Annotated in this window: 19 protein-coding genes; 10 read left to right on the top strand and 9 right to left on the bottom strand. The window is 66.3% G+C overall.

What is annotated here, in order from left to right; translation table 11 throughout:
* Window positions 1–55: 55 nt before the first annotated feature.
* From NKJ37_RS13700 to NKJ37_RS13690, 3 genes are all read right to left on the bottom strand, one after another.
* Window positions 56–886, bottom strand: a complete 831-nt coding sequence (locus NKJ37_RS13700; protein ID WP_127297075.1) for an aldo/keto reductase — start codon at window positions 884–886, stop codon at window positions 56–58.
* 144 nt (window positions 887–1,030) lie between these two features.
* The gene (locus NKJ37_RS13695) at window positions 1,031–1,663 is read right to left on the bottom strand and encodes a Vgb family protein (RefSeq protein WP_352441793.1); all 633 of its coding nucleotides are present in this window, start codon (window positions 1,661–1,663) and stop codon (window positions 1,031–1,033) included.
* A gap of 35 nt (window positions 1,664–1,698) precedes the next feature.
* Complete coding sequence (locus tag NKJ37_RS13690; RefSeq protein ID WP_352441794.1) at window positions 1,699–2,919, bottom strand: helix-turn-helix domain-containing protein; 1,221 nt, start codon at window positions 2,917–2,919, stop codon at window positions 1,699–1,701.
* A gap of 293 nt (window positions 2,920–3,212) precedes the next feature.
* On the opposite strand from NKJ37_RS13690, the gene NKJ37_RS13685 reads away from it, so the two are divergent.
* The 3 genes from NKJ37_RS13685 to NKJ37_RS13675 all read left to right on the top strand — a co-directional run bounded on the left by NKJ37_RS13685 (window position 3,213) and on the right by NKJ37_RS13675 (window position 5,363).
* Entirely contained in the window at window positions 3,213–3,965 is a 753-nt protein-coding gene (locus NKJ37_RS13685; protein WP_352441795.1) for a DUF899 domain-containing protein, read from the top strand.
* 83 nt (window positions 3,966–4,048) lie between these two features.
* Window positions 4,049–4,309, top strand: a complete 261-nt coding sequence (locus NKJ37_RS13680; RefSeq protein WP_128305764.1) for a hypothetical protein — start codon at window positions 4,049–4,051, stop codon at window positions 4,307–4,309.
* A 49-nt stretch (window positions 4,310–4,358) separates the two neighbouring features.
* Complete coding sequence (locus NKJ37_RS13675) at window positions 4,359–5,363, top strand: zinc-dependent alcohol dehydrogenase family protein (RefSeq protein ID WP_352441796.1); 1,005 nt, start codon at window positions 4,359–4,361, stop codon at window positions 5,361–5,363.
* Window positions 5,364–5,426: 63 nt separating this feature from the next.
* Here the strand turns inward: NKJ37_RS13675 and NKJ37_RS13670 are convergent, their stop codons facing one another.
* Complete coding sequence (locus tag NKJ37_RS13670) at window positions 5,427–5,696, bottom strand: bestrophin family protein (RefSeq protein ID WP_352441797.1); 270 nt, start codon at window positions 5,694–5,696, stop codon at window positions 5,427–5,429.
* An 18-nt stretch (window positions 5,697–5,714) separates the two neighbouring features.
* Entirely contained in the window at window positions 5,715–6,335 is a 621-nt protein-coding gene (locus NKJ37_RS13665) for a TetR/AcrR family transcriptional regulator (protein ID WP_127327753.1), read from the bottom strand.
* Between the two features lie 291 nt (window positions 6,336–6,626).
* Here NKJ37_RS13665 and NKJ37_RS13660 point away from each other — a divergent pair, with 291 nt between their 5' ends.
* The 6 genes from NKJ37_RS13660 (at window position 6,627) to NKJ37_RS13635 (ending at window position 14,297) form a co-directional block, all read left to right on the top strand.
* Entirely contained in the window at window positions 6,627–7,124 is a 498-nt protein-coding gene (locus tag NKJ37_RS13660; RefSeq protein ID WP_352441798.1) for a (2Fe-2S)-binding protein, read from the top strand.
* Window positions 7,121–8,179 (top strand): FAD binding domain-containing protein, encoded by a 1,059-nt coding sequence (locus NKJ37_RS13655; RefSeq protein ID WP_352441799.1) that lies wholly within the window; start codon window positions 7,121–7,123, stop codon window positions 8,177–8,179. The genes NKJ37_RS13660 and NKJ37_RS13655 overlap by 4 nt, the downstream gene beginning before the upstream one ends.
* Window positions 8,169–10,442, top strand: coding sequence for a xanthine dehydrogenase family protein molybdopterin-binding subunit (locus NKJ37_RS13650; protein WP_352774063.1), 2,274 nt, complete (start codon window positions 8,169–8,171; stop codon window positions 10,440–10,442). Before NKJ37_RS13655 ends, NKJ37_RS13650 begins: the two co-directional genes overlap by 11 nt.
* A gap of 101 nt (window positions 10,443–10,543) precedes the next feature.
* Window positions 10,544–11,023 (top strand): (2Fe-2S)-binding protein, encoded by a 480-nt coding sequence (locus NKJ37_RS13645; RefSeq protein WP_352554561.1) that lies wholly within the window; start codon window positions 10,544–10,546, stop codon window positions 11,021–11,023.
* Window positions 11,020–12,003 (top strand): FAD binding domain-containing protein, encoded by a 984-nt coding sequence (locus NKJ37_RS13640; protein WP_352554562.1) that lies wholly within the window; start codon window positions 11,020–11,022, stop codon window positions 12,001–12,003. Before NKJ37_RS13645 ends, NKJ37_RS13640 begins: the two co-directional genes overlap by 4 nt.
* Window positions 12,000–14,297, top strand: a complete 2,298-nt coding sequence (locus tag NKJ37_RS13635; protein WP_352774061.1) for a xanthine dehydrogenase family protein molybdopterin-binding subunit — start codon at window positions 12,000–12,002, stop codon at window positions 14,295–14,297. Before NKJ37_RS13640 ends, NKJ37_RS13635 begins: the two co-directional genes overlap by 4 nt.
* 156 nt (window positions 14,298–14,453) lie before the next feature.
* Here the strand turns inward: NKJ37_RS13635 and NKJ37_RS13630 are convergent, their stop codons facing one another.
* Entirely contained in the window at window positions 14,454–14,612 is a 159-nt protein-coding gene (locus NKJ37_RS13630) for an outer membrane protein (protein WP_352774141.1), read from the bottom strand.
* Window positions 14,613–15,430: 818 nt separating this feature from the next.
* On the opposite strand from NKJ37_RS13630, the gene NKJ37_RS13625 reads away from it, so the two are divergent.
* Window positions 15,431–17,602: an autotransporter outer membrane beta-barrel domain-containing protein gene (locus tag NKJ37_RS13625; RefSeq protein WP_352774059.1), complete on the top strand. Its 2,172-nt coding sequence runs from the start codon at window positions 15,431–15,433 to the stop codon at window positions 17,600–17,602.
* Window positions 17,603–17,714: 112 nt separating this feature from the next.
* Here the strand turns inward: NKJ37_RS13625 and NKJ37_RS13620 are convergent, their stop codons facing one another.
* From NKJ37_RS13620 to NKJ37_RS13610, 3 genes are all read right to left on the bottom strand, one after another.
* Window positions 17,715–18,596 carry an EamA family transporter gene (locus NKJ37_RS13620; protein ID WP_352774057.1) on the bottom strand — a complete coding sequence of 294 codons (882 nt, stop codon included), beginning with the start codon at window positions 18,594–18,596 and terminating at the stop codon, window positions 17,715–17,717.
* Window positions 18,597–18,811: 215 nt separating this feature from the next.
* On the bottom strand, window positions 18,812–19,894 hold the full coding sequence (locus NKJ37_RS13615; RefSeq protein ID WP_023814325.1) for a sensor histidine kinase: 1,083 nt from the start codon (window positions 19,892–19,894) through the stop codon (window positions 18,812–18,814).
* A gap of 166 nt (window positions 19,895–20,060) precedes the next feature.
* Window positions 20,061–21,551 (bottom strand): efflux transporter outer membrane subunit, encoded by a 1,491-nt coding sequence (locus NKJ37_RS13610; protein ID WP_352774055.1) that lies wholly within the window; start codon window positions 21,549–21,551, stop codon window positions 20,061–20,063.
* Window positions 21,552–21,553: the final 2 nt, after the last annotated feature.

Genomic DNA, 21,553 nt, shown 5'->3' with positions numbered 1-21,553 from the left:
CGCGGAGAGGCCGGAGATTGGCAACTCCACGGTCGGCGTCTCTAACCTGCTCCTCTCAGAACAGGAACGCGGCCGTGGCGGGGTTGGGCCCGTTGCGGCCTTCGGGCGAATCCATGCCGCGGATCGTCTGCAGGTCCTGCGCATCCAGTTCGAAATCGAAGACATCGAAATTGGCGGCGATGCGATCCCTGCGGATCGACTTTGGAATGACGATCAGCCCCTCCTGGAGATGCCAGCGGATGATCGTCTGGGCGACGGACTTGCCATGTTTTTTGGCGATGTCTGCAATGGTCGGATCGCCGAGCAGCCGGCCGCTGCCCAACGGGCTCCAGCTTTCGATACGGATGTCGTGCTTGGTGTGAAAGTCCCTGACACCGCGTTGCTGGAACTGGGGATGCAGCTCGATCTGGTTGACGACGGGCGTCACGCCGGTTTCCGCGATGATCCGCTCCAGATGGTCCGGGTTGAAATTCGAAACGCCGATCGACTTGATGCGGCCGGCCTGCCGGAGTTCGACCAGCGTCTTCCAGGCCTCGACATACTTGTCTTGGCTGGGCACAGGCCAGTGGATCAGGAACAGGTCGATCTGCTCAATGCCGAGCTTGGCCATGGTGTCATCGAAGGCGCGTAGCGCCGCATCGCGCTGGTGTGCGCCGTTGCGCAGTTTCGAGGTGATGAACAGCTCAGCCCGCGACACGCCGGCGCTGCGGATCGCCTTTCCGACCCCTTCCTCATTCTGGTAGCCTTCGGCGGTGTCGATCAGGCGATAGCCGGCCTCGATGCCCCAACCCACCACCTCGGCGGTAATATCCTGGTCGACCTGCCACACGCCAAGGCCGAGTTGGGGAATGGCGGAGCCGTCGTTCAATGCGATCTGTTCGGGCATGGGGGATCCTTTGCAAAGCGGGTCCGGGCGTTCTGCCCGGTCCACAGGCTATCTAGGTCCGACAGGGTGCGACGACCACCCGACAGCGGACAAATTGCCGTGTGAAGTGCGCCTGCAGCCGTTATCTCGGCGTCAGCCGCAATCTCATCGCGGCCGGCGCACCGCCCGCACCACACCGGCCGAAGTGCTGCCGCAATAGAGGCGGTCGCCGCCATCGGATTCCAGCCCCGACACGCCCATGCCCGCCGGCATGTCGAGCTTCTCGAGAACCTTGCCTGATCGCGGGTCGACGCGGCGCAGGTCGCTCTGCTCGCCTTCCCAGGTGGCGTGCCATAGCTCGCCCTCGACCCATGTCACCCCGGTGACGAAACGGTTGGATTCGATGGTGCGCAGGATCGCCCCCGTCTCCGGGTCGATCTGATGGATCTTGCGCTCGCGGTATTGCCCCACCCACAGCGTCCCTTCGGCCCAGGTCAGCCCGGAGTCGGCGCCACCGCCGGGCGCCGGGATGGTGGCCAGCACCTGGCCGGTATCGGGGTCGATCTTCTGTATCAGGTCGTTGGCAAGCTGGAAGAAATGCTGGCCGTCATAAGCGGTCCCGGCATGTGCCGCGACATCGATCGAGCGCAGCGCCTGCCCGCTTTCCGGATCGAAGGCGTTCAGCCTCTCGCCCGAGGCAAACCAGACGTTGTTACCGTCAAAGCTCACCCCATGCACCCTCTCCACATCGGCAAAGGGTCCGTATTCGCGCAGGATTTCGGCTTCTGAATGTTTCATGTCTTTATCCTCACGAGATGATCTGATGTGCCTTACTAACCACTCGGCAGCGGGGCCGGGAGTAACAAGGTGGCCGTGAATCCCGCCACCGGCGGCGTCATCCAGCGGCGCGCCCGGCCGTGACCGAAAAACTGCACCTTGCCGGCCTCGCCGAGCTGCTCCAGCGCCCGCTGCACGCTGCGCTGGCCGGTACCGAGCGCCAGTGCCAGCGCCGAACTCGCCCAGGATTCACCATCGGCAAGGAAGGCCAGCACTGCCGCGTGCCGCTCCTCGATCGGCCGGGCCAGCACCAGCACCTCGCGTGCGTGGCGCGGCGCCAGCGCGAAGCCCTGCCTGGTCGCGCCGATGTCGGCCAGCCCGCGCAATTCGGCGCGCAGCCGGCCGATCTCGACCCGCAGCCGCGCCCGGTGCGATTCATCGGCGTGCCTGCCGCCGAAGGCTTCAGCGATCAGCCTCGCCCTCGACACATCGCCTGGCCACGCTTCGGCGAGCGTACGGGCCAGCGCAAACAGCACCGGGCGCGTTGCCAGCGAGACCGTTTTCTCCTGTTGGCGCACGACGTAGCGAAAGCTATCGACCAGCAGCGCCGGCGACGCCTGCAACGCCTCGACGTCCTCAAGCAGCAACGGGCGCTGATTGCCAGCCGCGATCAGCCGCGCCGCCGGCGTGTCCAGCGCCAGGAATGCGCGATCGACTTCAGCGATGAGCCCCGCAATGCCGGCCTGGCGGGCGGCGTGGCGTGCCCACTCCAACGCCCTGCGCGCCGGCTTCGTCTTGAGGCGCCGCATCGCGATGCCGGCGACGGCAAGCTCGTGGGCGGCGCGCGAGGCCGGTGGAAGCGGCATCGGATCGAGCCCGGCCAGCACGTCTTCGGCCTCGTCGAGACGGCCGATCAATAGCAGGCGGCGCACCTTGAGGTGGCCGGCATGCGCTGCGTTCAGCCGGTCGCCATGCTTTTCCAGCGTCGTCCACGCCGCATCCAAAGCCTTGGCCGGCCAGCCGAGGTCACGCGAAACCAGCGCGATCTCGGCCTCGGCGACGACGCATCTGGCGCGCGCCACCGCCTCTTTGGGGCCGAAGCCACGCGCGGCACGCCGCAGCAGCGCCTTGGCGCGGTCAAGATCGCCGAGCTGCGCCATCGCAATGCCGCGCAGCGCCAGCGCCGGCGCATCCTCACGCAAGGCAACGCGGTCCAGCGCGCCAAGCGGATCACCTGCCGCCAACGCCAGTCCAGCCGCGGTGATCAGCGAGTCCATTCAAATCCCGTCACACTTGTAACTCCCACCCCCAGTGCTCAGCGCCCTAACTTAAGTCATGGCCGCCAACCAGCAAGCCGTATCGGCAGCGGCACAACAAGGGAGAACCACGCGATGAACGACACTGTCGGGGGCACCGAGCGGATGCGCCACCCCTGCTGCGGCGGGCCGGCTCTTTCAAATCCCGTCACACTTGTAACTCCCACCCCCGCGATTGACCGCCCTATTCTAGCTCACGGCAAGCAACCACACGTCGCAACAGCGCGACAACAGACTGGCAAAGGAGACGACCAATGACCAAGCACATCGCAATGAAGACCCCGCCGATCGTTTCGCAGCAGGACTGGGAAGCCGCCCGCGAACAGATGCTGGTGAAGGAAAAGGCAACGCTGCGCGCCAAGGACGCATTGGCCGCCGAGCGCCGGCGCATGCCCTGGATGGAAGTGGACAAGGCCTATGTGTTCGAGGGGCCGAACGGCAAAGCGAGCCTGCTCGATCTGTTCGAAGGCCGCCGCCAGTTGATCGTCTATCGCGCCTTCTTCGAGCCCGGCGTGCATGGCTGGCCCGATCACGCGTGCCGCGGCTGTTCCCTTGGCGCCGACCAGGTCGGCCACCTCGCCCATCTCAATGCCCGCGACACCACGCTTGCCTACGCTTCACGTGCCCCGCAGGCCGACATTGCGCGGCTGAAGCAGCGGATGGGCTGGGAGATGCCGTGGTACACAATCACCGACAGTTTCGACAAGGACTTCGGCGTCGACGAATGGCACGGCCACAACGTCTTCATCCGTGACGGCGACCGCATCTTCCGCACCTACTTGATCAACAGCCGCGGCGACGAGGCGATGGGCACCGTCTGGAGCTATCTCGACGCGACGCCGCTCGGCCGCCAGGAAATTTGGGAGGATTCGCCCGAAGGCTATCCGCAGACCCCGCTCTACTCCTGGTGGAACTGGCACGACAATTACAACGCCGGTGCCGACAAGAAATGGGAAGAAGTGTCTGCTGCCGGCGAGGCGGCGTTCCGCGACAAGGGCGAGTACTAACGGTTGTCCAGCCTGGGTTCCTCTCCCCGCTCCGTGAGGAGAGGAACCTGTCGTGGCTGGCATAATCATCAGGGATCAAGACCATGAGCGATATCCACACAGGTGCCGGCAGCGCGATCCCGGAAGCCACCACCCTCGGGCTGGCCGACTGGCTTTGCCTTGCCGCGGCACCGACCTTCGCCGTGATGGCGCTGCTCACCTGCATCTTCAGCGGCGATGCGGCCATGCAGTGCATGGGCACCAACGCCTCGCCCCTCACGGGCATGGCCGCGATGTATCTGCTGATGAGCGCCTTCCATCTGGCGCCCTGGCTGCGGGTGATTTCCGGCAGGCAGGTCCGCTAGGCGCAGCGCGCCGTTCCAATTCCAAACACCCCACACATCGGAGAAGACAATGAGACTGGTCAGGCTGAGAGCGCCGGGCGGCTTGGGCAATCTCGACCTGGTCGAGGAAGATCCGCCCCAGCCAGGGCCGGGCGAGGTGCTGGTCAGGATCCGGGCCTGCGCGTTGAACATGCGCGACGACTTCGCGGTGCAGGGCAAGACACCGTTCGTTGACGGCCGTGTTCCGCTCTCCGACGGCGCCGGCGAGGTGATTGCCCTCGGCGACGGTGTCGATGCACTCAAGCCCGGAGACAGCGTCGTCAGCGTCTTCTATCCCTGGTGGCTGGGCGGTGACATGACGCCCTGCACAAGGCGCGACATTCCGGGAGACAGTTTCGACGGCTTCGCCAGCGAGTATGTCTGCATGCCGGCGCACGCTTTCACCAGGGCACCGGCAGGCTATACGCATGTCGAGGCAGCCTCGCTCACCTGCACGGGCGTTACTGCCTGGCGCAGCCTGGTTGTGTGCGGCAAGGTGAAGCCGGGCGACGCGGTGCTGGTCCTCGGTTCGGGCAGTGTATCGCTGTTCGCGCTGCAATTCGCCAAAGCCGCCGGCGCCCGGGTCATCGCCACCTCATCCGACGAGCAGAAGCTGGAGCGGCTCAAGCGCCTCGGAGCCGACGCCGTCATCAACTACAAATCCGTCCCCGACTGGGGCCGCAAGGCCAGGGATTTGACCGACGGACGCGGCGTCGATCACGTGATCGAGGTCGGCGGACCCGCCACGCTGGCGCAGTCCATTGCGGCCTCCAGAACGGGCGGGCATATCGCGCTGGTTGGCGTCCTGACCGGCTTTGCGGCGGAAGTGTCTATCCCCGCCCTGTTTTCCAACCAGATCCGCATCAGCGGCATTTCCATCGGCAGCCGGGTCGACCAGGAGGATATGATCCGCGCGATAGAGTCCAACAGGCTGAAACCCGTCATAGACCGCCACTTTCCGCTGCAGGACATCGCCACCGCCTTCGCGCACTACGAAACCCAAAAGCATTTCGGCAAGGTCTGCCTCGACGTTTGAGCGGCTTCAGCCAGCAGCACGATGAAGGGGACCGTCGGGTCCGCGCCTTCGTCGTGATCCTGCCTAGGTCGCGATGTCGTCGTTGACCGGCAGCAGGGGCTTGGGAAGATCGGCCTCGCCGAGCCCGCTGCGCAACTCGATCTCGATGTCGCGGCAGATCTGCGAGATCGGGACGTCGTTGGCGTTGCCCTCGAACGGGTTGGCGCTGCTTTCGCCGACCTGGTCGAGGGACATGTAAGCCCAGCCCAGCAGCGTGCTAAACGAGATCGTCAGCCAGATTGCGATCGACCCGAGTACATCGGTCCCCTCAAATCGACAGGTCTGGTTTTGCACGGCCGGAATCTGGTGTCCTCATTGTGCCTTTGCAGCCCCGAACCGCAACCCGTCCATCAACAGCTTGACCAGCCGGCGCGAGCGGTCACGCCATTCGGGGGTGTCGGGCGCTGAATAGATGCCGCCCAGCGCGTGCAGCACGTCGGAAGCGTCGACGTCGCCGCGGATGGTGCCGTCGGCCACCGCCGCCTCGACCAGCTGTCGCAAGGCTTGCGACACCCGGCCGAACGTGTCGGAAAACAGCGTCGAATTGGTGGTGAGCACAATGCGCAGGCTGGTCGCCAGGCCGCGCTTGGTGGCGATGTAGTCGACGAAGCGCTGCATCCACTGTTCCAGCGCGACATCGGACGGATGTTTTTGGGCAAGCTCGCCGGCGGCCGCGCACAGCGCCTCCACCTCGCGGCGATAGACCACCTCGACCAGATGCTCGCGCGTCGGGAAATGCCGGTAGAGCGTGCCGATGCCGACGCCGGCGCGGCGCGCGATCTCCTCCAGCGAGCCATCGATGCCGCGCTCGGCAAAGACTGACACCGCCACCTCGACCAGCCGGTCGCGGTTGCGCCGCGCATCGGCGCGCAGCGGCTTTGCGTCTACGGCCTCGGCCTTCTGTTCAGCAATGGCGGACGGCTCGCTGGCCAATTTTTTCTCCACATCGTGTCAGGGGGGCTTGAACCCGGCCGGGTCAGCCACCACGTAATAAACGGAGGCGCCTCCGTTTTAGTGGAGCACCTTTATCATATAATCAGGGGAACCGGTATGTCACGTCTTTCGAACACGCAAGCCGACATCTCCCCTGCCCGCCTGCCTCGCGGGAGACCCGCTGCCATCTCCGCTTTCGCCGTCAAGACCTGACCGAACGGTTACCTTGCCCTTCTGCGGCAAGGCACCAGTTCAATCCCATCCGCGTCAAGCAACTGGAGCCAGACGCCCATGACCAGCCTTCCCATCACCCTCACGATCAACGGACACAAACACGAACTGGAGGTCGATCCACGCGTAACCCTGCTCGACCTGCTTCGCGAGCGGCTCGATCTCACGGGCACCAAGAAGGGCTGCGATCGCGGCCAGTGCGGCGCCTGCACGGTGCTGGTCGACGGCAAGCGCATCAACTCGTGCCTGGCGCTGGCGGTCAGCCATGACGGCGCCCAAGTCTTGACCATCGAAGGCGTCGCCCACGGCGAGGAGCTGCATCCGGTGCAGGCCGCCTTCATCGCCCATGACGGCTTCCAGTGCGGGTTCTGCACACCCGGCCAGATCATGAGCACGCTCGGCCTGATCGCCGAGGCACAGGCCGGCGACGATCCCGAACGCATCCGTGAGGGGCTGAGCGGCAACATATGCCGCTGCGCGGCCTATGGCGGCATCGTCGAGGCCGTCCTGGAAGCCCAGCAACAGCTTGCCAAAGCCGACCGGAGGACCGCGGCATGAGAGATTTCGATTACATCAGGCCCGCCACCATCCCCGACGCCATCGCCGCGGCAGCCGAGCCGGGTTCGGCCTATCTCGCCGGCGGCACCAATCTGCTCGACCTGATGAAAGGCGGCATCACCAGTCCCGAGCGTATCGTCGACATTTCCCGGTTGCCGGAGCTCAACCGCATCGAACGGCTGGACGATGGTGGCCTGCGCATCGGTGCGCTGGTCCGTAATGCCGACCTTGCCTACGATCCGGCGTTCGCCAAATCCTATCCGGCGGTGGCCGAGGCGCTGCTGTCGGGCGCTTCGGCTCAGCTTCGCAACGCCGCGACCGTCGGCGGCAATCTGCTGCAGCGCACGCGCTGCAGCTATTTCTACGACACCGCCAGCGCTTGCAACAGGCGCGAGCCAGGCGCCGGCTGCGATGCGCTGGGCGGCGAGAACCGCCTGCACGCCGTGCTGGGCTGGAGCGATGCCTGCATCGCCACCCACCCGTCGGACTTCTGCGTGCCGCTGGTGGCGCTCGACGCCGTGGTCGAGATCGAAGGCAAGAAGGGCCGGCGCCATGTGACGCTGGAGGAATTCCACCGGCTTCCCGGCGAAACGCCGCAGCGGGAGAATGCGCTGGAGCCCGGCGACCTGATCGTGGCGGTGCGCCTACCGGCGGAGGCGGCCTCCTTCTCCGCCAATGCCCGTTACCTGAAAGTTCGCGAACGCACCTCTTATGCTTTTGCCGTCGTATCGGCCGCGGCAGCGCTCGTCGTGGATGGCGGCAAGATCCGCGCCGCAAGGCTGGCGCTGGGCGGCGTCGCGGCCAAGCCGTGGCGGGCACGAACGGCGGAAGCCGTCCTGCTTGGCGCGGACGCCAACGAGGTGACCTTCGCCAGCGCCGCGGAGGCCGCCCTGGCCGATGCCAGCCCATCCGGCGACAATGCGTTCAAGATCGAGCTTGCCCGACGCATCGTGGTCAGGGCGCTGATGTCTGCCCAGGCGGGAACGCCCGAGCGGCTGCCAGCCCTTCCTGCCTCCCCGTTCTCAAACATTCCCGGAGCGCGCCATGACGCTTGAACTCAGCCTCAACCAGCAACCCGCCCATGCCCGGCAGGGCTCCAGCATCGGCCAGCCGCTGACCCGTCGCGACGGCTTTCTGAAAGTCACCGGAGCCGCGCGCTATGCCGCCGACAACCATCCGCCCGGCATGCTTTACGCCGTGCTCGCTGTCTCTAGCATCGCGCGCGGCCGCGTTGCCGCGCTGGATATCGAGGCGGCCAAGGCGCACCAGGGCGTGGTCGAGGTGATGACGCCCAAGAACCGGCCGGCGCTCGCCGCCGATCCGGATGCCAAGGACCATCCCTTCATGTTCCGGCTCGACCTGCTGCAAAACGATCAGGTCCGCTACCCCAACCAGAGCATCGCCGTGGTGATCGCCGAGACGCTGGAGGCGGCGACCGAGGGGGCGGCGCTGCTGTCGCCGCGCTATGAAGTGCTGCCGGCGCGCGTTGGCCTCGACGGCGCTGAAAGCTTCGTGCCGCGCGGTGTCGGTGTCGGCGGTCCGGCGGTGCAGCACAAGGGCGATGTCGAGGCCGGCCTCAAATCCGCAAAGACGCGGATAGAGGCCACCTACGAGACGCCGGCCCAGTACCACAACGCCATGGAGCCGCATGCGATCGTCGTCGCCTGGGATGGCGACACACTGTCGATCGACACGCCGAGTCAGGGCCTTGCCATGGCGCAGGGCCGCATCGCCGGCCTGTTCGGCATCGCGCCGGAAAACGTCCACATCCGGAGCCCGTTCCTGGGTGGCGGCTTTGGCTCGAAAGGCATGATCTCCGGGCCGCAGGTGCTCGGCATTCTGGCGGCGCGCCTCGTCGGCCGTCCGGTCAAGCTGGTGCTGCGGCGTGAGCAGATGTACGGCCCGGTCGGCCACCGTGCGCCGACGCGCCAGACGCTGCGCATGGGCATGGATGGCGAAGGGCGGCTGACGGCACTCGACCATCACGCCAAGACTGCGTCGAGCACGTTCGACGATTTCTTCGAACCGGCGGCGGATGCCTCGCACACGCTCTATGCCAGCCCGGCCATCGCCACCTCGCACGATGCGGTGCGGTTGGACACCGGTACGCCGCTGTTCATGCGGGCGCCCGGCGAAGCCACCGGCTCGATCGCACTCGAAAGCGCCATCGATGAGGCGGCACACGCTTGCGGCATGGACCCGCTGGAGTTCCGGCTGCGGAACTATGCCGAGGTCGAGCCGATGACCGGCAAGCCGTTTTCCTCCAAGGCGCTGCGCGAGTGCTACAGGCAAGCGGCCGAGACGTTCGGCTGGGCGAGCCGCCCGCTTCAGCCTCGGCTGATGCGCGACGCCGACGGTTTCCTCACCGGCTGGGGCATGGGCACGGCGACCTTTCCAGCGCTCATGTTCCAGGCCGAAGCGCGTGCGGTGCTGAGGGCCGATGGCAGCGGCCTGATGGAGACCGGCGCGCAGGACATGGGGCAAGGCGCCTGGACCGCCTTCGCCCAGATCGCGGCCGACGGACTGGGACTGGATATCGACCAGGTCGATTTCAGGGCCGGCAGTTCCGACCTGCCCAATGCAGGCATTGCCGGCGGCTCCGGCCACACGGCGACGGCCGGCATGGCGATCCACAATGCGGGTGCCGCCGTCATCGCCAGGCTTGCCGATCTCGCCACCGGCAACGAGGCCTCGCCGCTGTTCGGCGCCGGCAATGAAGGCGTGCTGGCGCGCGGCGGCCACCTCTATCGGCGCGACGATGAAAGCCGCGGTGAAAGCTATGCCGAGATCCTCAAGCGCGCGGGCCTCACCGAGATCGAGGGCCATGGCAAAGGCGCTCCCGACCCGGCATCCCAGGAGACCTATGCCAAGCACGCGCACGGCGCCGTGTTTGCCGAGGTGAAGGTCGATCCGGATTTCGGCCAGATCCGCGTCACAAGGCTGGTCGGCGCGTTCGCCGCCGGGCGGGTTATCAATCCCAGGCTGGTGCGCAGCCAGTATTATGGCGGCATGATCTGGGGCGTCTCGTTCGCGCTGCATGAGGAAGCCATCACCGACCGGCGCTCTGGCCGGATCCAGAATGCCAACCTCGCCGAATATCATGTCCCGGTGAATGCCGACGTTCCGTCGGTCGAGGCGCTGCTGGTCCACGAGGACGACCCTCATGTCAACGCGCTCGGCATCAAGGGCGTTGGCGAAATCGGCATCACCGGCACGGCCGGCGCCGTCGCCAATGCGGTCTGGCATGCGACCGGCGTGCGGCCGCGGCGCTTTCCGATCCGCATCGAGGATCTGCTGGGTGAGGAGTGGTCCGCCTAGCGGACGGGAGCGGCAGCGAAGGGCCGGACAACCGGCGCCAGGTCCTCGCTGGCCCACATGAGATCAACCGACTTCGCGTCAAGCACTGGAGCCAGACGCCCATGACCAAAACAACGATCCCAGTTCATCTCGATATCAACCGCCGTCATCACGATCTGCAACTCGAGCCGCGTGTGACGCTGCTCGACGCCTTGCGCGACCGGCTCGGCCTGACCGGCACCAAGAAGGGCTGCGACCACGGCCAGTGTGGCGCCTGCACCGTGCATATCGATGGCGAGCGCGTGCTGGCCTGCCTGACGCTGGCCGCCCAAGCCGAAGGCCGCACCGTCACCACTATAGAGGGGCTTGCACGGGAGGGCGAAATGCATCCCGTGCAGGCTGCCTTCCTTGAGCACGATGCCTTCCAGTGCGGCTATTGCACACCGGGCCAGATCATGTCGGCGGTCGCTTGCATCCGCGAAGGCCATGCCGGCTCCACCGACGAGATCCGCGAATACATGGCCGGCAATCTCTGCCGCTGCGGCGCCTATCCGCACATCGTCGCCGCCATCCGCCAGGCCGCCCTGGAGGCCGCATCATGAGGGATTTCTCCTATCTGCGCGCCAATTCACTCGATGCCGCACGCCAGGCGGCCGCCCTGCCCGGCGCCATGCTCTTGGCCGGCGGCACCACGCTGATCGATCTCGCCAAATGCGGCGTCGCCGAGCCCGAGACGCTGGTCGACATCGCTCATCTCAAGGGGTTGGACAGCATCGAGGTGAACGAACGCGGCGCTACCATCGGCGCGCTGGCCAGAATGAGCCATGTCGCCGACCATGCCGACATCAAGAGCCGCTTCCCCGCCGTCTCCAAAGCCCTGTGGCAGGCGGCTTCCGCGCAGATCCGCAACATGGCGACCATCGGCGGCAATCTGATGCAGCGCACGCGCTGCCCCTATTTCCGCGATCCCGCGAATTTCCCTGCCTGCAACAAGCGTGAGCCCGGCTCTGGCTGTTCGGCGATCGGCGGCGTTACCCGTGGCCATGCCGTACTCGGCACCAGCGAGGCCTGCATCGCCATGTATCCGGGTGACCTGGCCGTGGCGCTGGTCGCCTTCGATGCGATCGTGCATCTGGGCGAGCGCCAGATCCCGGTCGACGACTTTTTCCTGCTGCCCGGCACCACGCCGGATAGGGAACATGCGATTGAACCGGGCGAGATGATCACCGCCATTGAAATCCCCGGCTCGGCCGCTGCCCGGCGGTCGACCTACCTGAAAATCCGCGACCGGCAATCCTATGAGTTTGCCGCCGCGAGCGCGGCGGTCGGTATCGAGTTCGAACCTGACGGCCGAACGATCCGCGATTTGTGCGTCGCACTCGGCGGTGTCGCGACGAAACCATGGCGGGCGCGGACCGTGGAAGACGCGCTGAAGGGCAAGGCGCTGGAGCCGAACACTGTGCGCGCCGCCAGCCTGCTCGCTATCCAAGGCGCCGTCGATCATGGCGCCAACCGCTACAAGGTCGAACTGGCGCCGCGCGTCGTCGCCCGCGCCATCCTCAAATTGGGAGAGACGGCATGACCGTTCACAACATCAGGCATGGGGATGCGTCCGACGGCGCTTTTGCCGAAGCCGTCGGCGGCCGGCTGTCGCGCGTCGACGGCCCGGCCAAGATCACCGGTGCGGCGAAATACGCCGTCGAGCAGCAACTCCAAGGGCTCGCCTACGCCGTGCTGGTCGAAAGCACGATTGCATCTGGCAAGGTGCGCTCGATCGACACAACTGCCGCCGAGGCGGCGCCCGGCGTGCTGAGGGTGCTGACGCCGGACACCATCACCAGCCTGAGGACCGCGGCGGACTGGTTCGGCACACCGCCGCCCGACAAGCCCTATTGCCCGCTCGCGCGCGACATCACTTTTTCGGGCCAGCATGTCGCCGCCGTCGTCGCCGAGACCTTCGAACAGGCGGTGGCGGCGGCAGCACTGGTCAAGGTCAGCTATGACGAGACGCCTGCCATCGTCGACCTCAGCGATGCCAAGGCCGGCGACGGCATCCCGATCGACGCCATGACCAAGGAATGGGGCGATGCGCAAGGTGCGTTCGCGTCGGCACCGGTCCGCATCTGCGCCGCCTACAACACGCCGCGCGAATACCAGGCGCCGATAGAGCCGCATGGGCTGATCGCGCGCTGGGAAGGCGATAAGCTCACCGTATGGGAGCCGAGCCAGTGGCTGGACGGGATGGCGCGCACCTATGCCGAATGGTTCGGCGTGCCGTTCGAGAATGTGCGGCTGGTCTCGCCCTATATTGGCGGCGGCTTCGGCTCCAAGGCGCTGGCGCTCAGCCATGGCGCGGTGGCCGCATGTGCGGCCAAGATGCTCGGCCGGCCGGTGCGGCTGGTGATGACGCGGCCGCAGACTTTCACCGGCTATGGCGGCCGTGCCGCAACGCGGCAGACGGTGACGATCGGCGCCGACGCGCAAGGAAAAATCCAGTCGATCGTGCATCGCGGCGTCAATGAAACATCCATCGACGGCATGTGGGTCGAGCCGCTGGGATCGGTCACCTCGATCATGTATGCGACGCCAAATTTCTCCTCGAAGCAGAATGTCGTGCGGGTCAATTCGGTGGTGCCGGGCGCCATGCGCGCGCCGGGCGAAAACCCCTCTGCCTTCGGCATCGAAAGCGCCATCGACGAGCTCTCTTACGAGGTCGGCATCGACCCCCTGGAGATCCGGCTGAGAAATTATGCCGAGCAGGATCCGCATGCCAAGAAAGCCTGGTCGACCAGACAGTTGCGCGAGGCTTTTGCCGCAGGCGCGGAGCGCTTCGGCTGGGCCAGGCGCTCGCCCGAACCGCGCTCGATGCGCGACGGCAACCAGCTGATCGGCTGGGGAGTCGCGGCCGGCACCTATCCGGTTCGGCGCGCCTATGGCGAGGCGATCGTGCGTATCCTGGCGGACGGCTCGGTCGAGGTCGAGAGCTCCTCGATCGACATGGGCCAGGGCACGTACACAATCCTGGCGCAGACCGCCGCCGAAACGGTCGGCGTGCGAGCCGACGACGTGGTGGTGAAGTTCGGCGACTCCCGTTTCCCCCGGGCCGGCGTCACCGGCGGTTCGCGGCTGGCCGGTGTGATGACCGGCGCGGTCCATAAGGCGGCGACCTCGGCGCTGGACCAACTGGTCGGGCTGGCGATCAGCGACCCGCGCTCGCCCTTCCATGCGCTGCAGGCGAACACTTTGGTCGTCGCCAATGGCCGCATCGCCTCGCCGCGCGGCGACGGCCCCAATGTCTCGATCGCCGAGCTGCTCACAAGCGTCGGCCGCGACCATATCGAAGCCACCGGCGACACCATGCCGGCCAACTCGACGCCAGAGGATCGCTACAAGAACTACACCACCATCGCCATGGCGCTGCCGCACACCGAGGGCGACTACTCCCGCCACTCATGGTGCGCGCACTTCATCGAGGTGCGCGTCGACGAGGATTTCGGCACGGTGCGCGTGTCGCGCGTGGTGTCGGCGCTGGATTCGGGTCGGCTCTACAACCCGAAGCTCGCCGAAAGCCAATGGAAGGGCGGCATCATCATGGGCATCGGTCAGGCGCTGCTCGAAGAGGGCATCGTCGACCGCCGCCATGGCCGCATCGTCAACAACAACCTCGCCGATTACCTGGTGCCGACCAATGCCGACATTCCCGACATCGAGGTGATCTCGGTCGGCGTCCCCGACCTGCACTCCTCGATGCTCGGCGGCAAGGGCGTCGGTGAACTGGCCATCGTCGGCGTCGCACCGGCGATTGCCAACGCGGTGTTCCATGCGACGGGAAAGAGAGTAAGGGATTTGCCGATCACACTGGAGAAGCTAATCTGAGGGCGGTGGCTGATCTCCCACTCGAGGGAGATGTCGCCAGAGGCAACAGAGGGGGTCGCCGCGTGTAGAGCGCCGACCCCGTCTGCGGCAGCAGGCCGAGCCCCGCCGCCCCTGGCCTGCCGGCCATCTCCCGAGGGAGATTTGTAGCACCAGCAATCAGAACTTGTAGCTGAGCCCGACCCGGATATCCTGCGTCTGGAGGTCGACATGGGTTTCCGTGGGCAGGCCGGCGGCCACCGAGAGGTCCTGGCTGCCGAAATCCGAGTAGCGATATTCGGCCCGCGCGACCCACTTGTCGGTAAAGGCGTGCTCGATGCCGGCGCCAACGGTCCAGCCGACATGGCTGTCGCTGTGGAGCGTTACTTCGGCGGCAGGGCCACCGGCGCTGACCGCAATAAGCTCATACTTGGCCGCGGCGACGCCCGGTTCGGCATCGACGCCGAGAACTTCGGATCGGGCTCGACCACGGTGACCACGGTCGGTCCGGTCACCGCGACCAGCGGCAACGGCATCTATGCGCAGTCGGCCGGCGCCGCCGTCACGGTGACGGCGGGCGACGTGACGTCCACCGGCAACACGGCCATCATCGCCCGGCAGACCAAGGCAGCAGGCTCGGGCGCGGTCAATGTGACCGCGGGCGATGTCTCGGGGACGACCGGCATCGAGGCAACCAACTACGGCACCGGCGCGATCGGCATCACCGCCAATGGCACGGTGACCGGCACACTTGCCGAGGGCATCAAGGCGACCGGCAACGGCGCGGTGAGCGTGAGCGTCGCCGACACGGTGACCGGCGCCACGATCGGCCTGTCGCTGACCGGCGGCACCGGCGGTGCGGGCGACATCAGCGTCACCGGCACCGGCGGGTTCGTCGGCGGGACCGGCAACGCTGCGACCATCCAGAACAACGGCTCGGGCACGGTCACGGTCGACATCTCCGGCGCGAGCAGTTCGACCGGCGGCGAAGGCTTCGTCGTGCGCGACACGGCGGCCGGCGGCGACATCAGCGTCACCACGGGCGCGGTGACCGCACTGACCGCGGGCAAGGATGCCATCGACGTCCAGACCCAGTCGACGACCGCCGATATCACGGAGGTCGCCAACGGCAACCTCCAGGCGGGGGCAATGCCGGCATGGTGGCCGCGATCCTCAACGCTTCGGGGACCGGCAACATCGACGTGACCGCCAACGGCTCCATCGACGCCCGGTTCGGCATCGACGCCGAGAACTTCGGATCGGGCTCGACCACGGTGACCACGGTCGGTCCGGTCACCGCGACCAGCGGCAACGGCATCTATGCGCAGTCGGCCGGCGCCGCCGTCACGGTGACGGCGGGCGACGTGACGTCCACCGGCAACACGGCCATCATCGCCCAGCAGACCAAGGCAGCAGGCTCGGGTGCGGTCAACGTGACCGTGGGCAACGTCTCGGGTACGACCGGTATCCGCACCCTCAACAACGGCACGGGCGCGATCGGCATCATCACCAACGGCACGGTCGAAGGCGATATCGCCGCGATTTCGGCGCAATCGAACAGCGGCAATGCGATCGGCATCACCCTTTCCGGCGCGACGCACAACACCGCCCTGACGGCCGCGGCGCTGGCCATCACTACCTCTGATGGTGCCACGACAATTCTCAATGGCGGTGCACTGACCGGCCGGGTGGAGCTTGGCGGTTATGCCGACCTCCTGACCAACCACGCTACCTGGACAACCGGCGGCACCAGCCTGTTCGGCGCCGGCATCGACACCGTGACGAATACAGCCGCAGCCTCTCTCAGAACCGCCAGCAATGGCGCAACGCAGGAGACCACCACCTTCAGCGGGCTCGAGTTGCTGTCCAATGCCGGACGTCTCACCATGCAGGATGGCGGCGCCGGCGACCGCACGGAGCTTGCCGCCACTGTGGCTCTGGCGGCCGGTTCGACCTACGCCGTCGACATCAACGCCGCACTTCAGTCGGATCTCCTTCACACCACCGGCACTGCCACCATCACCGGCTCGACCCTGGCGGTGACGGCGCAAGGCATCACCGCCGGCCGCTACACCGTGCTGACCGCCGATCTGGGACTCACCGGCGAGTTCGCCTCTGTGACGGGGATCACCAGCACCGCGTTCCTGTCGGTGACGGATGCCTACGACTTGAACAATGCCTATCTCGATGTGCTGGTGTACGGCTTCACCGATATCGGGCTGACACCCAACCAAATCGCCACCGGTGAAGGGCTGGACAGCCTGACCGGTGGGGCTGTGTTCAATGCCATTGCCGGTCTCGCCACCGACGCCGAAGCCCAGGCAGCCTTCGACCGGCTGTCTGGCGAAATCCACGCCTCGGCCAAGGGCATGCTGGTCGAGGACAGCCGCTTCGTCCGCGACGCAGTCACCAATCGTATCATGTCCGCTTTCGGCGATGTTGGCGCGGCCGCATTGCCGGTCATGGCTTATGGCGAAGGTGGCCCCGAAATGGTCGCGGCCGACACCGACCGTTTCGCCGTCTGGGACCAGGCCTTTGGGTCGTGGGGCAATACCGACTCCGACGGCAACGCCGCCGCCTTCGATCGTTCGACCGGCGGCCTGCTGGCCGGCGCCGACACGCTGGTGGGCGGCTGGCGCGTCGGCCTGCTCGGCGGCTACAGCCATTCGAGCTTCGACGCCGACGATCGCAACTCTTCGGGCAAGAGCGACAGCTATCATCTCGGCCTCTATGGTGGCACCAACTGGGGCGCCATCGCTTTCCGTACCGGTGCTGCCTACAGCTGGAGCAGCCTTTCGACCAAACGCTCGGTTGCTTTCAACGGCTTCACGGATGGGTTGTCGGCCGACTATGATGCCGGCACCGCGCAAATGTTCGGCGAACTCGCCTACAGGGCCGATGCCGGACAATTCAAGTTCGAACCGTTCGCCAACCTCGCCTATGTCAGCGTCCATACCGATGGCTTCACCGAAGACGGTGGCGATGCGGCACTGACCAGCGCCGGCTCGAACGATGATGCGACCTTCACCACGCTGGGCCTGCGCGGTTCGACCGATTTCGCGCTCGGCGGCATGAACGCCACGGCGCGCGGCATGCTCGGCTGGCGCCACGCGTTCGGCGACGTCACGCCGACCTCCAGCTTCGCCTTCGCCGGCGGCGATCAATTCAGCATCGCCGGCGTGCCGATCGCCAGGGATGCGGCCGTCATCGAGGCCGGTCTCGACTTTAACATGTCGGCCAACGCGACGCTCGGTGTGTCCTATTCCGGCCAGTTCGGTGGCGGCACGGTCGATCAGGGCGCCAAGGTCGATCTCGGCATCAAGTTCTGAACAGCAACGAAGCGCGCCGGCCGGACAAAGGCAACGCCCGAATGGCGGTCGGCGACGGGACCGGCTTTACGGCACGATTCCGCATATCCCTCCCACCCTACTCCGCCCCACCCTACTCCGGCGATGGAACCGGCGGCCGTGATGTCAGCGCCGTGCCGAAGGCGGCGACAACAACGGCTGCGATCCCGGCCAATTGCGTTGCGGTCAGGCTTTCATGCAGGAACAGGAAGCCGGCCAGTGCGCCCAGCCCCGGCTCCAGGCAGGTCAGCGTGCCGTAGATGCGCGCCGGCATGCGGGTCAGCGCCACCATCTCCAGGAAGAATGGCAACGCGCTGGAAAACAGGCCGACCAGCAGCGCGCTGACCAGGATCGACGGCGCCAGCAGCGCGGTTCCCGCCTGTGCCACACCGAAGGGCAGCACCAGCACGGCGGCGATGGCCATGCCGTAGGCGGTGGTGCGAGTGCCAAGCTCCGCGCCGGCCTTCTGGGCCAGCACGATGTAGAGCGCCCAAAACCCGCCGGCCGCCAGCGCCAGCATCACCCCGATCGGATCAAGCGGCGCGAGGGAATGAACGAAGGGCGACAACAGCAGGATGCCGGCCACCGCCAGCGCGATCCAGGCAAAGTCGCTGGCGCGCCGCGAGCTCAAGGTCGCCACCAGAAGCGGGCCGGTAAACTCCAGCGCCACCGCGATGCCGAGTGGGATCCTGGCCAACGCTGCGTAGAACAGGAGGTTGAGCGCGGCGAGCGTCACCCCATAGGCGACCAGCCACGGCATGGTGGCACGCGAGGGCCGCATCTGCCAGGGCCGCAGCACCGCGATCAGCATCAGCGCACCGATGACCAGCCTGAGCGTCGTCGTGCCTTGCGCGCCGATCTGCGGGAACAGGCCCTTGGCGAAGGTGGCGCCGATCTGGATCGACACCATGGCGCCCATCAGTGCCGCGACCGGTAAGGGCGCCGCTTCGCGACTGGGAATCGGGGTCGATGTCACGTGATCCCATCCTCCATACCGCCTGGTCCAAACCCGACCGGCGGCATGGAGATAGGGCGAACCGACCGGCCTGTCGTGAGGCAGCGGCAACTGGCTGCTAGGGCAAGGACTGCAGGCACGCTATGAGCCTCCCGGGCCGCGAAGCGTTCATTGCCGCGGCGGACAAGGAATAGCTGGAGATGATCCTGTAGGTGTGAGAGCGCAACGACAACGCTTTAGGCGGTGGCAGCCGAGCGCTTGAAGACGATGGTGACCCGCGTACCCTCGGCAGCGCTCGACTTCACATCGAATTCCGCCCTAGCATTCTCGGTTAGCGAGCGGGCGATCAGCGCGCCGAGCTTGCCGCTCTTGGGCCAGGTCTCGCCGTCCGGCAGGCCGATGCCGTCATCGGCGATCACGATGCGGCAGCCATCACCGTCGACGATGCTGTGCAGCGTGATCGTGCCGCCGTCTCGCCCCTGGAAGGCATGTTTGAGCGCATTGGTCAAAAGTTCGTTCACCACCAGTCCGGTCGGCATGGCGACATTGATCGACACCGGATAGGTGTCGACCTTCATGTCGAGGCGGATGCCCTCGACCGCATGCGAGTTCATCACCGCCGACGCGATCTGGCTGAGATAGACGCCGAGATCGACCTCATCCTTGCCATCGTCCCCCGACAGCGTCTGGTAGAGGATCGCCAGCGCGTCGACGCGCCCTGCCAGCCTCTCGAAACGCTTCTGGTCCGGCTCGGCCGCGTTTCGCGTCTCCATCCGGATCAGTGCGGTGATCATCTGCAGATTGTTCTTCACCCGGTGCTGCAGTTCGCGCAGCAGCGTGTCCTTCTCGCGGATGCGCTCATCGATCGATCGCGCATCTTCGGTTTCGCCATGGGCAGAGACGTCGACCAGCGCCACCAGCCGGAAGCAGGCCTTGCCATTGTCGTCCTCGATGACATTGGAATAGACGTCGACGATCGCCTGTTGGTCTTCCTTCCGCTCCAGCCGGAACGTGCCGATGAAATCGGTGTCCTCGACCACGGCCTCGAACAGCGGCCGGCCCTTCTGCTTGTGCAGGCCGGTGCCGGAAAGCGCCGCCCAGTGTTGCCGAGCGAGCGTCGCCGCCTTGAGGCCGGACAGTTTCTCGAATTCCGGATTGGCATAGACGACACGCTCCTTCGCACCGAGGTCCGAGACGGCAATGGCGATCGGCACCTGGTCGAGGAACTTCTTGAACTGTTCGCTTTCCAGCGCGCTGGCAAGGTCCGGCGTTTCGAGCAGCTGCCCGACCGCTTCGGCCTTCTGTGTATCGGATGTCATCTGCGGCGCCTGTGCTGTGTAATGACCATCAATAACAGCGATACGATCACGCCGCCATCGCCAAAGCACGAGGCGGCATTTCACGCGCCGCCACGAGCGGTGTGTCGCACAATCTCGAAATCTGCGTAGCCGCCTCGAAATACTTGACCGAGGCCTTGGAAACCGCTCAGGCCGCCGGCTTCGACGCCAGCCGTGGACCGGTTTTGACGTCGACGACCTCAGGCTTGGTACTGTCGACCGCACCGTCCCAGCCGCCGCCGAGCGCCTTGTTGAGGGCGATGTAGTTGGTCGCCAGCAGGACGCGGCTTTGCAGCAGCGAGTCCTCGGCCGAGTAGAGAGAGCGCTGGGCGTCGAGCACATCGAGAAGGCTGGTCTCGCCGGCCTTGTAGAGCGTGCCTTCGAGACTTGCCGCCTCGCCATAGGACCTCGCCGACGAGGCGAGCTTGCCGATCCGGATGCGCTCCTGTGACAACAGCACCAGCGCATTCTCGACATCCTCGAGCGCCGTCAGCACCGAAGACCGGTATGCGATGAAATATTGATCGCGCTGCGCCTTGGCGACCTCGACGGCGGCCTGCAATTGACCGGCATTGAACACCGGCACGCTGAGCGTCGGCCCGAACGACCAGCCAATCGACGAATTCTTGCCGAGATCGCCGAGCTTCAGCGCCGCCGTGCTGATGTCTCCCGTCAGGCTGACCGAGGGATAACGGGCGGCTTCGGCCTGGCCGACCTTGGCGGTGTATTGCGCATATTGGCGCTCCGCCATGCGCAAATCGGGCCGCGACAGCAGGAGGTCGGCGGGAATTCCGGTGGGCATCGGCAGGCGTGGTGCAGGGATTGGCGCGACCCGCTTCAGCCGGTCGCTGAGCGCGGCCGGCGGGCGGCCGGTCAGCACCGAGAGACGATGCACGGCTTGCGCATAGCCTGCCTCCAGCGTCGGCACCGCGGCTTCGGTGCTCGCTGCCTGCCCCATCGCCTTGGCGACATCGGCGGCGGTCGCCGTGCCCGCCTGCGCCATGGTGCGGGTAAGTTCGGCGGTCTGCCTTTGCGACGCGGCCGAGCGCCGGGCGAGCGCGATGCGGGCCTGGTAGCCGCGCGCCTGGGTATAATAGGAAGCGACATCGCCGAGCAGGGTGAGAAGCGTCGAGCGCAGTTCCTCCTGCGAGGCGTCCAGCCCGTAACGCGCGGCCTCGACGCCCCTGCGGTTGGCGCCGAACAGGTCGAGTTCCCAGCTGGCGTCAAAGCCGGCCTGATACTCGCTGTAGGTGGCATCAGAGCCAGACGTGGCTTCTGACGACTTGTTGCGGGAGACCGAGCCGGAGCCCTCGGCCGACGGCAGCAACGTGCCTGCACTCTGGCGATAGCTGGCGCGCGCCTCGCGGATCCTGGCCTTGGCGGTGGCGACATCGAGATTGCCGGCAACCGCTTCCTCGACAAGCGTGTTCAACTCGGGATCGCGCAGCCGCTGCCACCATTTCGACAGTTGCGCCGGCTGGGCAGGCTTTGTCGGCTTCTGGCCGCTCCAGCTTGCAGGCATCGCCAATATCGGCGTCTGATAATCCGGACCGACGACGCATCCCGCGAGCAGGACAGCGGTAAGCATAGGCACAAGGAGCCGCCTCGCGGCCACCGAGCCACGTTCCAAGCCTGTCATGT

This window comes from Mesorhizobium sp. M0140 (assembly GCF_040322475.1).
In the GTDB taxonomy this organism is placed as follows: domain Bacteria; phylum Pseudomonadota; class Alphaproteobacteria; order Rhizobiales; family Rhizobiaceae; genus Mesorhizobium.
This window is presented reverse-complemented; position numbering and strand designations above follow the sequence as displayed.